Genomic DNA, 17133 nt, shown 5'->3' with positions numbered 1-17133 from the left:
CAGAGCCTATCCCGCGGGGACCTCTTCCCGACGGGACGGCCCCGGCGTGCCCGCCGGTCGGCGGAGCAGTTGCACGACGAGGAGCGCGAGAAGCACCCAGAACACGGTCCACCCGACGAGCGAGCCCGTGAGCGGGCGGACGAAGAGCAGCACGGATGCCGCGACCACGGCGATCACGGCGTAGACGCCCGCGATCCATCGCTCGAGCGCGTCGCCGAACGCGCCCGTCGTGACCCCATGACGCGCCGCCGCGGCGCGCACCGCCGCGAACCCCGATTCGGCGAATCCCCGCAGCGCGACCGCGGGCCGCCACGGACCCGAAAGCCACGCGAAGAGGGCGACGAACACGCCGACGAGGGCGAGTGCGGCGCTCACGGCCCGCATGATCTCGCTCAGGCCGTCGAAGAGCACGCCCGCCGCGTCGGCCGGGATGATCGACGGGCTCACGGCGCCGAGGAAGTACAGCCGCCCGACCCCGAGCCCGGCCGCGAGCAGCAGCATCGACGCCGCGAACGCGCCGCCCGCCCACACGAGGGCCTTCCGCCGGTCGCGCGCGACGAGCACGCCTCCGGCGAAGAGCGCGAGCACGACCCACGGCAGCCAGATGCCGACGCCCACGGCGAGCGCGTACACCGTCTGCACGAGCACGAGCGAGTCGGCCTGCGCGACGACGATGCCGAGCTGCACCTCGGGGATGAGCGATGCGAACCCGACGCCCTGCTCACCGAGCACGCGCTTGACCTCGTCGAGCACGGGACCGAGCTGCACCGTGAGCTCGCCCTGCCCCGAGATCTCGAGCGCCGATCCGGCCCGGCCCTGCACGGCCGCGACGAACTGGCGGTGCGTGAACCGGAGGGCCGTCGCCCACGTGTCGGCGAACGCGTCGGATTGCACGACGCGCGTCACGGTCTGCGTGATGAGGGCCTCGAGGCCTTGGGCGGCCGGGGCCTCGAGGAGCCCGAGCGCGTTCTCGGCGCGCGGCGGGAGGTCGAGGCCCCGGATGCCGTCGAAGAGGTCGGCGGTGAGCTGCGGCAGATCGGCCTGCTCGATGATCGCGTCGCTCACCTCGGCGGCGACGAAGTCCTGCACGGCGGGGTCCTCGGCGAGCGGTGCGAAGGTCTGCACGAACCGGTCGGTGTCGACGAGTTCGATGCGCGCCCACGCCGAGATCACGGCGACCGGGGCGAGGAGCGCGCCGAGCGTGATGAGCACGATCGCGAGGGCCGCGCGGCCGCGGCCGCGGCCCTTCCGCGTGCCGCCCGCGTCGCCGTTCCCCGCCTCGCCGCCGCGCGCCGCGCGCAACTCCGCGTTCTCCGCCTCGAGCGCGGCGATGCGCGCCTCGAGCTCCTCTGCTGACGTCGCCATCTCGTCCCCCTGCGGGCAACACTAGCGAGCGGCATCCGTCGCACTTCGGAACGCTCACCCGAGATGGATGATTCGCGGCGCGGCGCGGCGCGGCCTGGCGGGGCGCGGCGCGGCGTGCGCCGACGTCAGCGCCAGCGCCGGAGCCGCCAGCCCTGCCGGGTCACGAGGTTCGGGGTCGAGGAGAACGCCTGGAGCGGGTCGGCGCCGGGCGGCACGAGACGCTCGTCGCGATAGCGCGACGTGCGCGAGAGGAGCTTCGGGCCCACGACGCCGACGACGCGGAACAGCCGCTCCCACGTCTCGGGTGCGAGCGGTCGGAAGTGCCCCTCGCCGAAGAGGAACACCCACTCGTCGACGACCTCGACGTTCCACCCCGGCACCTCGCGCATGAGGAGCTCCATGAGGTCGGGCGTGAAGACGTAGAGGGCGTCGCGTTCGTACCCCTCGGGGCAGTACAGGGTGAACACGCGATCGAAGTCGCCCTCGAGGGAGAGCACCTGGTTCTTCCCGAATCCGGCCGGAAGGTTCGAGCCGATCAGGTCGTCGGCCTTCGCGTCGAGCACGAAGTGCGGCATCCGGCGATCGAGCCGCAGCGCCAGGTAGTGCCACGGGTGCGCGACCGACTGTTTGCCGTTCGAGGTGACGAAGGTGTAGTTGCCGATGTCGAAGAACCGGCCGTCGAGCGCGAAGACCCGGTCGCCGACCGTGCGGCCGCTCCCGACGTCGAACAGCAGCCCGGGGTAGGAGGGGCCCGGCACGAGCGGCTGCGACCCGAGCCCGTTCGCGCGAGCGAACCGGTCGAGCGCCGCCCGAGGCCGCCACCTCGCGAGGCCCCTGCGCAGGATGGCCACGACGATCACCGCGACGACCGCCGCGACGAGAAGCACGATGACGATCGACGCCCCCGGAAACTGCGGGAATGCGAACCCGGCCAGCACGAACAGGGGCACCACGGCGAACGGCACGAGCAGGCCGAACATGATCCACCGCTTCGCGGACTCGTCCCGCACCGCTTCGGCGGGCCCGAACGCCCCGCTCAGCCACGCACGACGGAACGCGGATGCCTCGGAGTCGGCCACGGGCGCGAGCAGCGGGCGGTAGTCGGCCTGCCTCGGAGCATTCGTCACCCGCACGAGTGTACGGTCGCCCGGCCCTCCGACCCGCCACGAGGCATCCGTCAGTGGATGAACCGTCAGTGGATGAACGCCTTCGCGAGGATCATGAACACGCCGAACGACGCCGTCACGAGCGAGCCCAGCACCCGCCCCCACCACGGCGCTCCGCGCCGCGTGAACGCGATCCAGCCGAGCACCGCGAGCTCGGCGACGCCCACCCACAGCGCCGCCCAGATCGCGTACTTGTCGTCGATCGCGCGGAGCGCGCCCGCGAGCAGGATGAGCGACGGGATGAGCGACGACGCGAGCAACCCCCATGACCGCCGAACGGCATGCCGGAACGACTCGCCGAGCCCCACCAGCCGATCGTCGTCGAGCCCGTAACCCGCGACCGTGCCCGCGTAGACGTGCGCCGCCCAGAACACGACGACCGTGACGAACACCGTCCAGAACACGCTCAGCGACCCGCCGCCGTGCAACCCCGCGACGACGATCATGCCCGAGACGAGCAGCACCCCGTAGACGGCCTGCTCGGTCGCGAAGCTCGCGTGCACGATGCGCCGCACGCTCTCGGCGGCGTCCGTCGGCGGCGGTCCCGCCGGTTCCTGCGAACGCTGCGTCGTCTGCTCCCCCACGCCACCAGGGTACGACGACGGCCCCGCAGGCGAACCTGCGGGGCCGTCGTGAAATGCGAAGCGAATGCCTCGAGCGGAACTTACTCGCCCAGCGCGGCGTAGACCTCGCGCAGCAGGCGCGCCGTCTCGCTCGGGGTCTTGCCGACCTTGACGCCGGCGGCCTCGAGGGCCTCCTTCTTGGCCTGCGCGGTGCCCGCCGAGCCCGACACGATCGCGCCGGCGTGACCCATCGTCTTGCCCTCGGGAGCCGTGAAGCCCGCGACGTAGCCGACGACCGGCTTCGTCACGTTGGCCTTGATGAAGTCGGCCGCGCGCTCTTCGGCGTCGCCGCCGATCTCGCCGATCATGACGATCGCCTTCGTCTCGGGATCGGCCTCGAACGCCGCGAGGGCGTCGATGTGCGTCGTGCCGATGATGGGGTCGCCGCCGATGCCGATCGCGGTCGAGAAGCCGAGGTCGCGGAGCTCGTACATCATCTGGTAGGTCAGCGTGCCCGACTTCGACACGAGACCGATCGGGCCCTTGCCCGTGATGTTCGCAGGCGTGATGCCGACGAGCGACTCACCGGGGCTGATGATGCCGGGGCAGTTCGGGCCGATGATGCGGGTCTTGCCGCCCTGCTCCTTGGCGTACGCCCAGAACTCGGCGGAGTCTTGCACGGGCACGCCCTCGGTGATGATGACGAGGAGGGGGATCTCGGCGTCGATGGCCTCGATCACGGCGTCCTTCGTGAAGGCCGGGGGAACGAACGCGATGGAGACATCCGCCCCGGTCGCCTCGATCGCCTCGGTGACCGACGCGAACACGGGCAGCTCGACGTCGGAGCCGTCGGCCGCCTTGTGGAGCACCGTCGTGCCGGCCTTGCGCGCGTTGACGCCGCCGACCACCTGGGTGCCGGCCGCGAGCATGCGCGCCGTGTGCTTCGAGCCCTCGCCGCCGGTGATGCCCTGGACGATGACCTTGGAGTCCTTGTTCAGGAAGATCGTCATTTCTGTCTGTCCTCTTCTTACGCGGCGTTCGCCAGCTCGGCGGCCTTGTCGGCGCCCTGGTCCATGTTCTCGGCGAGGGTCACGAGCGGGTGCGCGGCCTCGGCGAGGATCGCGCGACCCTCGACGACGTTGTTGCCGTCGAGACGCACGACGATCGGCTTGTTCGCCGACGAGCCGAGCTCGGCGAGCGCGCCGACGATGCCCTTCGCGACCTGGTCGCACGCCGTGATGCCGCCGAAGACGTTCACGAACACGGCCTTGACCTGCGGGTCGCCGAGGATGATGCCGAGGCCGTTGGCCATGACCTCGGCCGACGCGCCGCCGCCGATGTCGAGGAAGTTCGCGGGCTTCACGCCGCCGTGGTTCTCGCCCGCGTAGGCGACGACGTCGAGCGTCGACATGACGAGGCCCGCGCCGTTGCCGATGATGCCGACCTCGCCGTCGAGCTTGACGTAGTTGAGGTCGAGCTCCTTGGCGGCCGCCTCGAGCGGGTCGGCCGCGGCCTTGTCTTCGAGGAGCGCGTGGCCCGCGTGACGGAACTCGGCGTTCTCGTCGAGCGAGACCTTGCCGTCGAGGGCGATGACCTCGCCGTCCTCCGACAGGATGAGCGGGTTGACCTCGACGAGGGTCGCGTCTTCGCCCGTGTAGACGTCGTAGAGCTTCACGAAGACGTCGGCGACCTTGTCGACGAGCTCGGCCGGGAAGTTCGCGGCGACGGCGATCTCGCGGGCCTTCGTGGGCGTGATGCCCGTGCCGGGGTCGACCTCGACGCGCGCGAGCGCCTCGGGCTTCTCGACGGCGAGCTGCTCGATCTCCATGCCGCCCTCGACGCTCGTGAGCGAGAGGTAGGAGCGGTTGGCGCGGTCGAGGAGCACCGAGAAGTAGAACTCCTGGGCGATGCGGGCGCCGCCCGCGACCATGACGCGCTTGACGATGTGGCCCTTGATGTCGAGGCCGAGGATGGCCTTGGCCGCCTCGTACGCCTCGTCGGCGTTCTTCGCGACCTTGACGCCGCCGGCCTTGCCGCGGCCTCCCGTCTTCACCTGGGCCTTGACGACGACGACGCCGCCGAGCTTCTCGGCTGCGGCGCGCACTTCTTCGGGGGTGTCGGCGACGATGCCCGGGAGCACCGGGACTCCGTACTTCTCGAAGAGGTCTCTGGCCTGGTACTCGTAAAGATCCACGCTCTGCTTCCTATCGGTCCGCGCTCATGGCGCGCAGGGGTTGTGGTGTGATCGGCCACGCAGAGAAAGTGTCTCGACATCGAGATACCGCACGGGCCGTGACCATGCTACTCCGGTTGTCGGAAGCGGCAGAATCGAGGGCTCGGATGTCTCGTGCGATGTCGGATGCCGCAGCCGCAGGCGGGCCCCTTCGGCCGCACGCCGACCGTCAGCGGGCCGCGGCGCGCGAGCGCGGCTTCGGGTTCGGCAACGCGCGCGCGACGAGGACGACGAGGATCGCGGCGAGGCATCCGATCGCCGTCTCGACGAAACGGTCGACCAGCAGGCCCTCGACGGGCACGGGGCTCGCGAGATGCGCGACGACGAGCGCGAGCGGCGTGATGAAGACGAGGGCGGTCGCGTAGTGGCGGCCGACGAAGATCTCGGCACCGAACTGGGCCAGGGCGATGACGGCGACGAGCAGCCACGCGGGAGGCTCGGGCCACAGCACGAGCCCCGTGACGACGACGCCCGCCGCGGTGCCGACGACGCGGTGGAGGGCGCGCGAGATCGACCGCGCGGCGCCCGCGGGCGGGATCGCCGCCGCCGCGCCGACGACGGCCCAATACGGGTGACCGAGCCCGAGCCCGAGTGCCGCCAAGCCCGCGAGCAGCGTCGCGACGACGTATTGGCCGATCGTCCACCAGATGACGGGCGAGCGGAGCACGCCCCACCGGACGGGCCCGTTCTCGCGGAGCGGCTTGAGCGGGATCACCGGTTTCTGCGGGCCCCGCCGGACGAGCCAGCCCGAGAGGCTCAACGCCCATGCGAACGCCGCGGACGCGACCCCGACGCCGAGCCGCACCCACCCCTCGCCCGCCGGAATCGGGATCGCCCCGCACACGAGCACCGCGAACACGAAGAACAGCGGCGTCGGCGGATGCGCGCGGACGAGGTTGACGGCGAGCACACCGCCGACGAGCACGACGACGAGCGCCGTGGCCGTCCACCAGAGCACCCCGCCCGCCGCCGCTCCGACGATCGACACGGCCATGCCGAGCCCGATGCTCGCGACGAGCCCGACGGCCGCGACCGACACCGTGCGGATGCGCGTGCGGTACGCCTCGCTGCGGCCGAAGATCGCCGTCATTCCGCCGAACGCGGCGTACGGAGCCCACTCGATGCGTCCCGTCGCGAGCAGGAGCACGAGCGGCACGGCCGCAGCGATCGCCGCTCGGAAGGCCACTTCGACGTCGAGCGAGTGCACGTCGCGCCACCACGGAAGGCGCGGGCGCGAGGCATCCGTCATCTCGGGCGCACTCCCCTACGCAATCCGACCGAGCGCGGCCGCCGCGTAGAACAGCGCCGCGACCGTCTCACCGTCGGAGATCTCGCCCGACACCGCCATGCGCAGCGTCTCGGCCCACGGCACCGCGCGCACGGCGCCGATGCCTTCTTCGACCTGCGAGCCGGTCGCGTCGTGCGCGGCACGGCGCAGTCCCGTCGCGAGGAAGACCGTCTCGTCGGCGCGGCAGATGCCGTTGAGCGCCTGCATGCGACCGATCTCGCGCCACTCGGCCGCCTCGTACCCGGTCTCCTCGAGGAGCTCGCGCTCGGCGGCGACGCGCAGGTCTTCGCCGTCACTGCCACCGGCCGGCACCTCGATCGACGATCCGACCGTGTGGCGGTCGATCGTCACGAGGAGCACCTCGTCGGCGTCGGTCACGGCGACGACGAAGACCGCGGGGTTCCGCACCTCGACGACGCCGTAGACGCCCGTCTCACCGTCGGGTCGCACGACCTCGTCTTCGACGACTCTGATCCAGCGGTTCTCGTAGGCGACGCGACTCGCGCGCACGGGCCAGCTCACGCGTGCCTCACAGTTTCTCGATGGGGGCGATCTTGATGAGGAGCTTCTTCGCCCCCGCGGTGTCGAAGTTCACGTGCGCGATCTTCTTCGTGCCTTCGCCCGTGACCTGGGTGACGCGGCCCTCGCCGAAGTCGGTGTGACGGATCCGGTCGCCCGCTTCGAGCGCGAGGTCGCCGTTGTCGCGCACGGCACCCGTGACGCGGTTGGCCCACTCGGTCTTCGCGCCCGCGTTCTTCGTGACGCTGAACCGCTCGAGATCGCGGCCGCGCGTGCCCCACACGCCGCCGTCGGAGCCTCTCGCGCCGCCGTACCCGGCCCCGCGCCCGTTGAGCGCGCGCCCCTGCGTGCCGCCGCGGCTCGTCGCCATGCCGGGCGACTGCTTCCAGTCGATGAGCCCGTCGGGGATCTCTTGCAGGTACCGCGACGGCAGCGCGACCGACACCTCGCCGAACTGGGCGCGGCTCATCGCGAGCGACAGGTAGAGGCGCTTGCGAGCGCGTGTGATGCCGACGTAGAACAGCCGCCGCTCTTCGGCGGGCCCGCCCGGCTCGGACGCCGACATCTGGTGCGGCAGGAGCCCCTCTTCGAGCCCTGTGAGGAACACCGCGTGGTACTCGAGGCCCTTGGCCGTGTGGAGGGTCATGAGCGAAACGGTGCCCGACGCGTCGTCGAGGTCGTCGGCCGCCGCGACGAGCGACACCTGCGTCAAGAAGTCGACGAGGGATGCCCCGGGGTTCTCGCGATCGAAGTCGCGCGTCTGCGCGACGAGCTCTTCGACGTTCTCGGCGCGCGTCTCGTCTTGCGGGTCGCGGCTGTTGCGGAGCGTGGTGAGCAGCCCCGACTTCTCGACGAGGGCGAGCAGCACGTCGGAGACCTTCGCAGCGCCCTCGTTCGTGCCTGCGTCGAGCCCGGCCTGAGAGGGCACGAGCATGAGGGCCGCCTCGTCGAGGAGGTCGGCGAGCGCCGTGATCGCACCCGTGACCTTCGGCCCGAGCCCGAGCTCGCCCGCCGAGCGCATGGCCTGGCGGAACGAGATGTCGTTCTGCTCGGCGAACTGGGCGATCGCCGTCTCGGTCGCGGGGCCGATGCCGCGCTTGGGCGTGTTGAGGATGCGCCGCAGGGCGAGCTCGTCGAGCGGGTTCGCGACCGCGATGAGGTACGCCATGGCGTCTTTGATCTCGGCGCGCTCGTAGAACTTCGTGCCGCCGACGACCCGGTAGGGCACCGCCGATCGCACGAAGATCTCTTCGAGCGCACGCGTCTGCGCGTTGGTGCGGTAGAAGACCGCCATCTCGCGGTAGTCGACGCCGGCCCGACGCAGCGCCTCGATCTCGTCGACGACGAACTGCGCCTCGTCGTGCGCCGTGTACCCCGTGTAGCCCGTGATCTGCTCGCCGTCGCCGTCGGCCGTCCACAGCTTCTTGTCTTTGCGGTCGAAGTTGTTCGAGATGACGGCGTTCGCCGCCGAGAGGATGTTCTGCGTCGAGCGGTAGTTCTGCTCGAGGAGGACGACCTTCGCGCCCGGGAAGTCGCGCTCGAACTCGGAGATGTTGCGGATGTCGGCGCCGCGGAACGCGTAGATCGACTGGTCGCTGTCGCCGACGACGGTGAGCGACGCCCCGGGGATCTGCCCCGACGCATCGGTCAACCCCCGGACGAGCACGCCGTGCTCGTCGAGTTCGTCGACGATCTCGCGCGCGACCGGCAGCGTGAGCTCGCGGATGAGCGAGTACTGGGCGTGGTTCGTGTCTTGGTACTCGTCGACGAGGAGGTGGCGGAACCGGCGCTGGTAGAGGGCCGCGACCTTCGGGAACGCGCGGAAGAGGTAGACCGTCTCGCCGATCAGGTCGTCGAAGTCGAGCGCGCTCGCGGCCCGCAGCCGACGCGTGTACTCGCGGAAGATCGCGAGGAACATGACCTCTTGCGGGTCGTTCGTGTTCGCGTTGCGCGCGTACGCCTCGACGTCGGTCAGCTCGTTCTTGAGCTTGGAGATCTTGGCCTGCGCGCTCGCGGGCGTGAACCCCATCGTGTCGGCGTCGAGCTCTTTGATGATGCGCTTCAGCACCGTGCGCGTGTCGGCCGAGTCGTAGATCGTGAACGTCGACGAAAGCCCGAGCGACTCGGCCTCGCGGCGCAGGATGCGCACGCAGGCCGAGTGGAACGTCGAGATCCACATGCCCGACGCGCTGTCGCCCAGGAGCGCCTGCACGCGCTCGCGCATCTCGGCCGCGGCCTTGTTGGTGAAGGTGATCGCGAGGATCTGGCTCGGCCACGCCTCGCGCGTCTCGATGAGGTGCGCGATGCGGTGCGTGAGCACGCGCGTCTTGCCCGAGCCGGCGCCCGCGACGATGAGGAGCGCGGGGCCGCGGTACTCGACGGCCTCTTTCTGCTGCGGGTTGAGGCCCGCGACGAGGTGCGAATCGGATGACTCGTGGCCGCCGCCTGCGGCGGTGCGTGCAGGTGCGTCGGCCTCGCGCCAGCCGGCCGGGTCGTCGGGGTCGAGGATCAGCGTCATATCGCCTTCAAGTGTAGGCGGGGCATCCGACATCGCAGTCGGCGCGAACGCCGACGCGAGCCGTCCGCCGCTCCGAAACCGTGCGCGCTACCTGACCGCGCGCCGGATCAGGATCGACGCCGTCTCGACGACGACCACGAGCGCGATGATGACGAACACGAACGCGATGACCTGGTCGAAGTGCCGCCCTTGCAACGCGTTCAGGAGCAGGAAGCCGATGCCGCCCGCGCCCACGATGCCGAGGAGGGTCGCCGAGCGCACGTTCTGCTCGAGCAGGTACATGAGGTGGCCGACGAGGGCCGGGATCGAGAACGGCACCGTCGACGAGAAGAACACCTGTGACCGGCTGCCGCCCGCCGCCGCGACCGCCCGCTCGGGGCCGTTCGGCACCTCCTCCATCGAGTCGCCGATGAGCTTCGCGAGGAGGCCCACGCCGCCGATGCCGAGCGCGAGCGCGCCCGCCTGCGGACCGAAGCCCGTCGCGATGATGAAGAGGATCGCGACGACGAGATCGGGGATCGCGCGGAGGAACAGCGCGATGCCGCGGAAGGTGTTGCGGACGACGCCGTTCGCCGCGACGTTCCTCGCCGAGAGCGGGCCGACGACGGCCGAGATGATCGCCGCCATGAGCGTCGCCGCGAACGCGACCTGCACGGTCGTGAGGACCGCCGCGAGCACGTCGGCCCAGTCGCGGCTCCCGAAGTTCGGCGGCCACACGGCCCGGTCGAGGTCGGGGTTCGAGACCTGGTCCCAGCGCCAGCCCTCGGGCGTGAAGAGGCGCAGGATGTCGGGCTGCGCGTAGACGAACGCCGCGACGACGACCGCGATGCCGAGCCAGATCCAGGTGGTCGTCGCGACCCGGTCGCGATCCCACGGCCTGTGCAGGGCAGCCTCGATGCGCGCGTTGCGGTCGCGGGTCGCCTGCTGCGCGGGCGTCTGCGCCGCAGTCTTGGGGCCGGATGCCCCGGACCGGCGCGTCATCGCCCGGACGACCGTGTCGCCGATGCCCTTGCCCGTCGGCCGCACGTCGAGCAGGCGCGCGCGGATCGACGACGAGATGATCTCGAACACGACGCACAGGGCGATGATGATGAGGACGATGGGGATGACGCGGCGCATGCCCGCCGGGCCTGCGTGCAGCGCGTCGTCGAGGTCGTAGCCGAGGCCCGCGACGCCCACGACGCCGAGGATGACGGTGCCTCGGAGGTTGATGTCGGCGCGGTGGAGCGCGATGGCGATCCACGCCGGGAGCGCCTGCGGCACGACGCCCGACCAGAACTCCTGCGCCTTCGAGCCGCCCGCCGCGCGGATCGCGAGCCGCGGCCCCTCGTCGATCTGCTCGACGGCGTCGGCGAACATCTTGGAGATCATGCCGATCGAGTGCAGGCCGATCGCGACGATCGCGGGCAGCGTGCCCGAGTTGAACCACAGGAACGCGAGGAAGACGACGAAGACGACGTCGGGGATCGCGCGCATGACGACGCCGATGCCGCGCGAGATCGCGAGGACCGCGCCGTTCGGCGTCGTGTTGCGCGCGGCGCCGTACGCGACGGGGATCGAGAGGAGTGCCGCGAGGGCTGTTCCCGCGATGACGAGCGCGAGCGTGATCGCGACGCTCTGCAGGGTCTCGAAGACGGGCTCCCACCCGACCCATTCGGTCGTGAACGTCGTGCCCGCCGCCGTGCGCGTGCCGGTGACCTCCCAGCCGGGCCACTGCATGGGCGTCGCGAGGCCGATGAACCGGGAGATATTGCCCGAGGTCGTCTCGAGGCTCTTGAAGCTGTAGTCGAGGCCGATGAACGACCAGACCCCGAGCACGATGATCGCGAGGATGACCCCGCCCGAGACGACGCTCGCGAGCCGCGGGCGCGGACGCTTGACGGACAGCAGCCGCGATTCGGCCGCGATCGCGGTCACGCGGGCTCCTCGTCGGCGAAGTTCCGGTCGAGGTCGTCGCGCGCGTTCTTGCGGAGCTCCTCGGTGAGGAGCTGCTCGCGCACCTCGGCGAGCTCGGTCTCGATCGCCGCGAGCTCGCCCGTCGACGTCGCGACGCGGCCGTAGATCTCCATGACCTGCTCGCGCGAGAGCCCGTCGGTGGACGTGTCGAGGACGACCTCGCCCGCGCGGAGGCCGACGATGCGGTCGCCCCACCCGAGGGCGAGGTCGACCTGGTGGAGGCTGCAGACGACCGTGAGGCCGCGCTCGGCGGCGATCTCGCGGATGAGCGCCATCACCTGGCTGGACGACTCGGGGTCGAGCGAGGCGACAGGCTCGTCGGCGAGGAGGATCTCGGGGTCCTGCATGAGGGCGCGTGCGATCGCGACGCGCTGCTGCTGACCGCCCGAGAGGGTGTCGGCGCGCTGGTAGGCCCGCTCGAGGAGCCCGACGCGGTCGAGGTGCTCGAGCGCCCGCAGGCGCTTCGCCTTCGGGTAGGTCCAGATGCCCACCCGCGGGCCGCCGAGGGTCGAGAGCGTGCCGGTGAGGACGTTCTCGAGCACCGTCAGCGGCCCGACGAGTTCGAACTGCTGGAAGATGAAGCCGATGTCGCCGCGGAGGTCCCGCAGCGCCCGGCCCTTCAGTTCGGGGACGTTCTGCCCGAGCGCGACGACGGTGCCCGACGTCGGCGTCTCGAGGCCGTTGATGTGGCGGAGGAGGGTCGACTTGCCCGAGCCCGAGAGGCCGAGCAGGACGACGATCTCGCCACGGGCGACGTCCAGCGACACCCCCGACAGGGCCGGTCCGGGCTGGCCGGGGTAGGTCTTGTCGAGTGCCTCGATGTGCACCGCGGGGGTGTCGCCGGTCGTCATGGTGTGGATGCTCCGGTGGCTTAGGCCGCGCAGGCCTCGACGATGTCGGCGACCTCGTCGCAGACCGTGCGGATGTTGTCGTAGTACGAGTCGTCGACCTTGCCGAAGCCGAACCAGTTCTCGGTGAGGAACTCGTTGAGCTCGACGCCGGCGTCGGTGAGCGAGGACTGCGTGCTGTCCGCGATCGCCTCGATGAGCTGGTCCTGGAGGGCCTGCGGGAGGCCGGCCTGCATGACGATCGGCGCGGCCGGGACGAGGTAGCGGTCGATCTCCTCGAGCGCGCCCGACTCGATGAGCGGGTCGGCGTCGACGTCCTGGGCGAAGCCGACCTGGCAGTCGACGCCCTCGGCGATCTTGGCGGCCGTGAGGTCGTGCTCCTCGCCGAAGACCGTGTTCTCTTCGGAGACCGTGACGCCGGCCGACTTGAGCTGACCCGCGGGGATCGCGCGGCCCGACGTCGAGGTCGGGTTGACGAAGCAGACGGGGCGGTCGGCGAAGTCGGCGAGCGAGGTGACGTCGGTCGCGGCCGGGTTCTTGAGCGCGACCGAGTAGTAGCCGGGCTCGGCGCCTTCGGACGTGATCTGCGCACCGATCGGGACGATGTCGGCGCCCGCGTTCTGCGCCTGGTAGTAGGTGAACGCCGAGATCTGCGCGATGTCGATCTGGCCGGCGGCGAGGCCCTGGACGACGGCCGTGTAGTCGGTCGCCTCGAAGAACTCGACATCCTTGCCCGTGATCGCGGCGATCCAGTCGGCGATGGGCTGGGCGTCCTGGTCGGCGCCCTCGTGGTCGGGGAGCGTCGCGAAGACGAGGGTGTTCTCGTCGCCCGAGGCGAACGTGCCCGCGGCGGTGTCGTCGCTCGCGGTGTCCTCGGCGCTGGACGGGGTCGAACATGCCGCGAGGCCGAAGGCGAGCGTGAGGCCGGCGAGTGCCGCCGCGCCGCGCACGATGGAGGAGTGCATCAGAAGAGACCTTCCGGGTCTAGGGGAATGTGATGTCAGGCAGGCGGCACCGGGGTGCAGTCGGCGCCGACGACGCCACGCTAGGAACCCGTGGTTGCGCGCGGGGGGTGCATGAGTGGCCGCACCGTGAACGGCCACGGAACGGGAGCCGTCCCTCCGCCTGATGCGCACGGCGGGCACGCAGGATCAGACGGCGCGCGAAGGCCCCAGCACGAGTTCGCGGTAGCCGGGGATGAGCACGCCGCGTGCGACGCGGCGGCGTTCGACGACGAGCGGAGCGGCGGATGCCTCGAACGCGCCCCTGCTCGCGGCCGCGTCGAGCACCGCGCCGACCGTGCCCCTGATCTGCGCCATCGCGAGCGGCGCCCCGAGGCAGAAGTGCGAGCCCGCCCCGAACCACAGTTGCCGGAGGTTCGCCGCGGGGTTGCCGACGGGGTCGAATCCGGGCGCGACGCGGTTCGCGAGGAACGTCGCGAGCACGACCCGGTCGCCGGGCCGGACGCCGACGCCGCCGCCGTCGTCGCTGCCGATGCGGCCCGCCGCCACGGTGCTCCGCAGCATGACGGGCGAGGGCGTCGTGACCCGGAGCCCCTCGGCGACCGCCGCATCGAGGTGGGTGCGATCCGCGGCGAGGCGGCCGAGCCATCCGGTGTCGTGAAGCAGCGCGACGAGCCGAGGCAGATACGCGACGAGCGTCTCGGTGCCGGTCAGCACGAAGGCGCCGACGGCGCCGAGCGACTCCTCCTCGCCGAGCCCGAGCTCGCGCATGCGCCCCGGGACGGTCGCGGGGTCGCCCGCCCGCCACGCGGCGCGCGCGTGCCCTGTGAGGTCGGCCATGACGGCCTTCGCGTGTGCGATCTGGGCGTCGGTCATGCGCGGCCGCGAGAGCCGCACGGCCCCCGTGACCGACGCGATCCGGCGGAACAGCCGATCGTCGACGACGTCTTCGTCGAGCCCCACGAGGGCCCCGATCGCCGCGCTCGCCCCGCGCCGCGCCTCGGCGACGAGGTCGACCGACTCGCCCGCCGCGAGACGATCGCGAAGCCGCGTGTACGACGGCCCGAGCATGCGGTCGACGAGTTCGCCGACGGCCGCGGGCGTGAAGAGCGGCGCGAGCCGCCGCCGCAGTTCGAGATGCTCGGCGCCCTCCATGTTGAGGAGCACGCGATCGCCGAGGACGGGCGTCCACAGGTCGCTCGGGGCCCCCGGGCCGTGCTTCGAGAAGGTCTGCGTGTCCATGAGGACGGCGCGCAGCAGCGAGGCATCCGTCACGACGACGCCCAGGCCGGGCACGCGCACGACCGGACGGCGCACGCTCGCGAGCAGCGGGTAGGCGACGGGGTGGGCGGCGCGCATGACGCGCTCCTCCCACGCGAGGGCGACGGATGACTCGCGGCGCACGGGTGCCGCGGGTGATCGCCGCGCGACCGGGCCGGTGCTCACCATCGCACGACCGTCGTCCCGAGGCTGATGCCGCCCGCGAGCCCGACGAGCGCGACGAGGCTGCCCGGCCGGATCGCGCCGCGGTCGACGCCCGCCGCGAGCTGCACGGGCAGCGACACGCTCGCGAGGTTGCCGTGCCCGTCGATGAGCCGGTGGGTGCGTGCGGGGTCGACGCCGAGGAGCTCGACGATGCGCTCGTGCATCGACAGGGCGACCTGGTGCACGGCGACGAAGTCGACGTCGGCCGCCGTGTAGCCCGCCTCGGCGAGCGTTGCGTGGAAGATGCCGAGCCCGACCTCGGCGAACGCGCGCTCGAGCGCCCGCCCGTCCATGTCGAAGTAGCTGCCGCCCACGGCGTGCGGGTTCACCGAACCGCCCGTCGGCAGGGTCCCCACGCTCCAGAACCGCGAGTGCGCCTCGAACCGGCTCGCGAGGATCCCCGCACCCGACCCGTCGGCCCGTTCGAGCACGACCGCCGCGCCGCCGTCGCTCATCGTGTACCCCGCGAACGACCGCAGGAACTGCGCCGACGAGTCGAGCCGCCAACGCACGGCGTGCGACGGCATCTCACCGCTCACGACGAGCGCGCGCCGCGCCTGCCCCGTCGCGATGAGCGCCTCGGCGACCTGCAGCCCGTTGACGAGCGAGTTGCACGCGTTCTTGACATCCATGACGGCGGGCGCGATGCCGAGCTTCGCGGCGACGATGTGCGAGGTCGCCGGCTCGATGAGGTCCTGGCTCGCCGACGCGAACACGAGCAGGTCGATCTCGCCGGGCGACTGCGCGAGCGCGTCGCGCGCGGCCGCGACCGCGAGGTCGGAGGTCTGCCACCCGGCGGGACGCACGTGCACGCCCGTGACGCCCGTCAGTCGCTCGATGAGCCCGCGCGGGAAGCGCAGGCGCGGGTTCTCGGCGACGAGCCGCGCCTCGGTCTCCTCGGTCGTCCGTCGTTCGGCGGGGAGGTGCACGGCGACGGCCGAGAGACGCGCGGCGACCGTGCGGCGGCGCGGCTCGAGGGTCACGCGCGACGGGGCTTCGGCGGGTCGTTCGTCGAGAAGGGTCATGCGGGGCTCCGAGGGGTGGGGCGGATGTCGCGTGGAACTGGGACGGGGTCTACAGGATGCCTGCGGCGGGCCGCCCGACGGCTTCGCGCCACGCCGCCTCGATGAGGTCGGCCGACGCGGCAGCGCCGTCGCGGCGTGCGATCGGAGCGAAACGGGCGAGGGCGGCGACGCGCTCGGGCGACGGATCGGCTTCGGCGCGGATCGTGCACGCGAGCACCTCACCCGCGTCGGGGCGGCGGAGGAGCTTCGGGTCGACCCTTCGGCCGAGCCCGTGGTGCACGAGCCGCGCGGCGACGTCGGGCTGGTCGTAGTCGCGGGGCACGACGATCGACGGCTTCCCGGCGGCGACCGCGGCGAGCGCGATGCCCGTGCCGCCGTGGTGGACGATGACGTCGTAGTCGTCGAGTGTTCCGTAGTCGACGTAGTCGTGCACCCGGATGCCGCGCGGCAGCGGGTCGGGTCGCGCACTGCCGCCGAGGGTCACGTGGAGGTCGAGCTCGGGCGCGATGCGCGCCGCGGCGGCGGCCGCCTCGACGAGTTCGGCGGTCTCGGCTCCGAGGTGCGTGCCGCATGACACGAGCACGCGCACCGTGCGGGCGCCGGTGCGGGCAGCGGGCGCGCCCGAGACATCCGTCGAGCCCGAGACATCCTCCTCTTCGACCGCGTCGCTCCCCCACCGGCCGGGCCTTCCGGGCGGCGCGTAGCGCACGCCGCCCGTGAACCGGAACGCCGCAGGCCACGTGCGCGGCAGCTCGAGCTCTTCGGGCGCGAGGACGAGCACCGTGTCGGGCGAGTACACCTGCTCGCTGCCGTCGGGCCGGAACGCGCCGGTGAACCCGAGACGCCGGAGGGTCTTCGCCTCGAGCGCGAACACAAGGCGCTTGAACCCGCGGACCGCGGCCCGGGCGACGGCGTCGCGCACCCGGTCGAGCGGACCCCTCGGCGGCAGCAGTCCCCGCAGTAGCCGGGTGTGCCGTCGTTCGCGCCGACCGCCGCGGGCGACGGGTGCGTCGTGAACCACCGCGCTCCGCGCTCGCGCGCGGCGAGCCCCGCAACGGGCAGCGTGAAGTCGGCCACGACGATCGCGGGCGCGCCGGCGGCGTAGCGCGCGTCGAGTTCGGCGCGGAGGTCGGCGAGGATCCCGAGCGTGCCGCGGAACTGGGCGAGGAGCTTCCGCGGGTCGATCCCGACGCGTTCGGGCGGGT

Annotated in this window: 14 protein-coding genes; all 14 read right to left on the bottom strand. The window is 71.9% G+C overall.

What is annotated here, in order from left to right:
• Positions 1-6: 6 nt before the first annotated feature.
• A complete protein-coding gene (locus ET445_RS07590; RefSeq protein ID WP_129190272.1) occupies positions 7-1365 on the bottom strand; it encodes a hypothetical protein in 1359 nt (452 codons plus the stop codon).
• 125 nt (positions 1366-1490) lie between these two features.
• Entirely contained in the window at positions 1491-2492 is a 1002-nt protein-coding gene (locus ET445_RS07585) for a hypothetical protein (protein ID WP_129190270.1), read from the bottom strand.
• A 65-nt stretch (positions 2493-2557) separates the two neighbouring features.
• Positions 2558-3115, bottom strand: a complete 558-nt coding sequence (locus ET445_RS07580; RefSeq protein WP_129190268.1) for a hypothetical protein — start codon at positions 3113-3115, stop codon at positions 2558-2560.
• 80 nt (positions 3116-3195) lie between these two features.
• The gene (sucD, locus tag ET445_RS07575) at positions 3196-4104 is read right to left on the bottom strand and encodes a succinate--CoA ligase subunit alpha (RefSeq protein WP_129190266.1); all 909 of its coding nucleotides are present in this window, start codon (positions 4102-4104) and stop codon (positions 3196-3198) included.
• A 17-nt stretch (positions 4105-4121) separates the two neighbouring features.
• Entirely contained in the window at positions 4122-5288 is a 1167-nt protein-coding gene (sucC, locus tag ET445_RS07570; RefSeq protein WP_129190264.1) for an ADP-forming succinate--CoA ligase subunit beta, read from the bottom strand.
• Between the two features lie 208 nt (positions 5289-5496).
• On the bottom strand, positions 5497-6576 hold the full coding sequence (locus ET445_RS07565; protein WP_129190262.1) for an FUSC family protein: 1080 nt from the start codon (positions 6574-6576) through the stop codon (positions 5497-5499).
• Positions 6577-6591: 15 nt separating this feature from the next.
• Positions 6592-7137: an NUDIX domain-containing protein gene (locus ET445_RS07560; RefSeq protein ID WP_129190260.1), complete on the bottom strand. Its 546-nt coding sequence runs from the start codon at positions 7135-7137 to the stop codon at positions 6592-6594.
• A 7-nt stretch (positions 7138-7144) separates the two neighbouring features.
• A complete protein-coding gene (locus tag ET445_RS07555; RefSeq protein ID WP_208008575.1) occupies positions 7145-9652 on the bottom strand; it encodes an ATP-dependent helicase in 2508 nt (835 codons plus the stop codon).
• Between the two features lie 87 nt (positions 9653-9739).
• Complete coding sequence (locus ET445_RS07550; RefSeq protein ID WP_129190256.1) at positions 9740-11569, bottom strand: PhnE/PtxC family ABC transporter permease; 1830 nt, start codon at positions 11567-11569, stop codon at positions 9740-9742.
• Positions 11566-12459 carry a phosphonate ABC transporter ATP-binding protein gene (gene phnC, locus ET445_RS07545; RefSeq protein ID WP_129190254.1) on the bottom strand — a complete coding sequence of 298 codons (894 nt, stop codon included), beginning with the start codon at positions 12457-12459 and terminating at the stop codon, positions 11566-11568. Before phnC ends, ET445_RS07550 begins: the two co-directional genes overlap by 4 nt.
• A gap of 20 nt (positions 12460-12479) precedes the next feature.
• The gene (locus ET445_RS07540; protein WP_129190252.1) at positions 12480-13421 is read right to left on the bottom strand and encodes a PhnD/SsuA/transferrin family substrate-binding protein; all 942 of its coding nucleotides are present in this window, start codon (positions 13419-13421) and stop codon (positions 12480-12482) included.
• Between the two features lie 186 nt (positions 13422-13607).
• Positions 13608-14867 carry a cytochrome P450 gene (locus tag ET445_RS07535; protein ID WP_243695368.1) on the bottom strand — a complete coding sequence of 420 codons (1260 nt, stop codon included), beginning with the start codon at positions 14865-14867 and terminating at the stop codon, positions 13608-13610.
• On the bottom strand, positions 14861-15928 hold the full coding sequence (locus ET445_RS07530) for a 3-oxoacyl-ACP synthase III family protein (protein ID WP_129190250.1): 1068 nt from the start codon (positions 15926-15928) through the stop codon (positions 14861-14863). Before ET445_RS07530 ends, ET445_RS07535 begins: the two co-directional genes overlap by 7 nt.
• A 49-nt stretch (positions 15929-15977) precedes the next feature.
• Positions 15978-16850, bottom strand: a complete 873-nt coding sequence (locus ET445_RS17205) for a glycosyltransferase (RefSeq protein WP_165314335.1) — start codon at positions 16848-16850, stop codon at positions 15978-15980.
• Between the last annotated feature and the right edge of the window lie 283 nt (positions 16851-17133).

The sequence above is a fragment of the Agromyces protaetiae genome, assembly GCF_004135405.1.
In the GTDB taxonomy this organism is placed as follows: domain Bacteria; phylum Actinomycetota; class Actinomycetes; order Actinomycetales; family Microbacteriaceae; genus Agromyces; species Agromyces protaetiae.
Note: the sequence above shows the minus strand (reverse complement) of the source record. Positions and strands in the feature narration are given on the sequence as shown.

Coding starts and splice junctions, on each gene's coding strand:
- ET445_RS07565 (WP_129190262.1), bottom strand. CDS start 6,576: ATGACGGATGCCTCGCGCCCGCGCCTTCCGTGGTGGCGCGACGTGCAC.
- sucD (WP_129190266.1), bottom strand. CDS start 4,104: ATGACGATCTTCCTGAACAAGGACTCCAAGGTCATCGTCCAGGGCATC.
- ET445_RS07590 (WP_129190272.1), bottom strand. CDS start 1,365: ATGGCGACGTCAGCAGAGGAGCTCGAGGCGCGCATCGCCGCGCTCGAG.
- ET445_RS07535 (WP_243695368.1), bottom strand. CDS start 14,867: ATGGTGAGCACCGGCCCGGTCGCGCGGCGATCACCCGCGGCACCCGTG.
- phnC (WP_129190254.1), bottom strand. CDS start 12,459: ATGACGACCGGCGACACCCCCGCGGTGCACATCGAGGCACTCGACAAG.
- ET445_RS07530 (WP_129190250.1), bottom strand. CDS start 15,928: ATGACCCTTCTCGACGAACGACCCGCCGAAGCCCCGTCGCGCGTGACC.
- ET445_RS07540 (WP_129190252.1), bottom strand. CDS start 13,421: ATGCACTCCTCCATCGTGCGCGGCGCGGCGGCACTCGCCGGCCTCACG.
- ET445_RS07555 (WP_208008575.1), bottom strand. CDS start 9,652: ATGACGCTGATCCTCGACCCCGACGACCCGGCCGGCTGGCGCGAGGCC.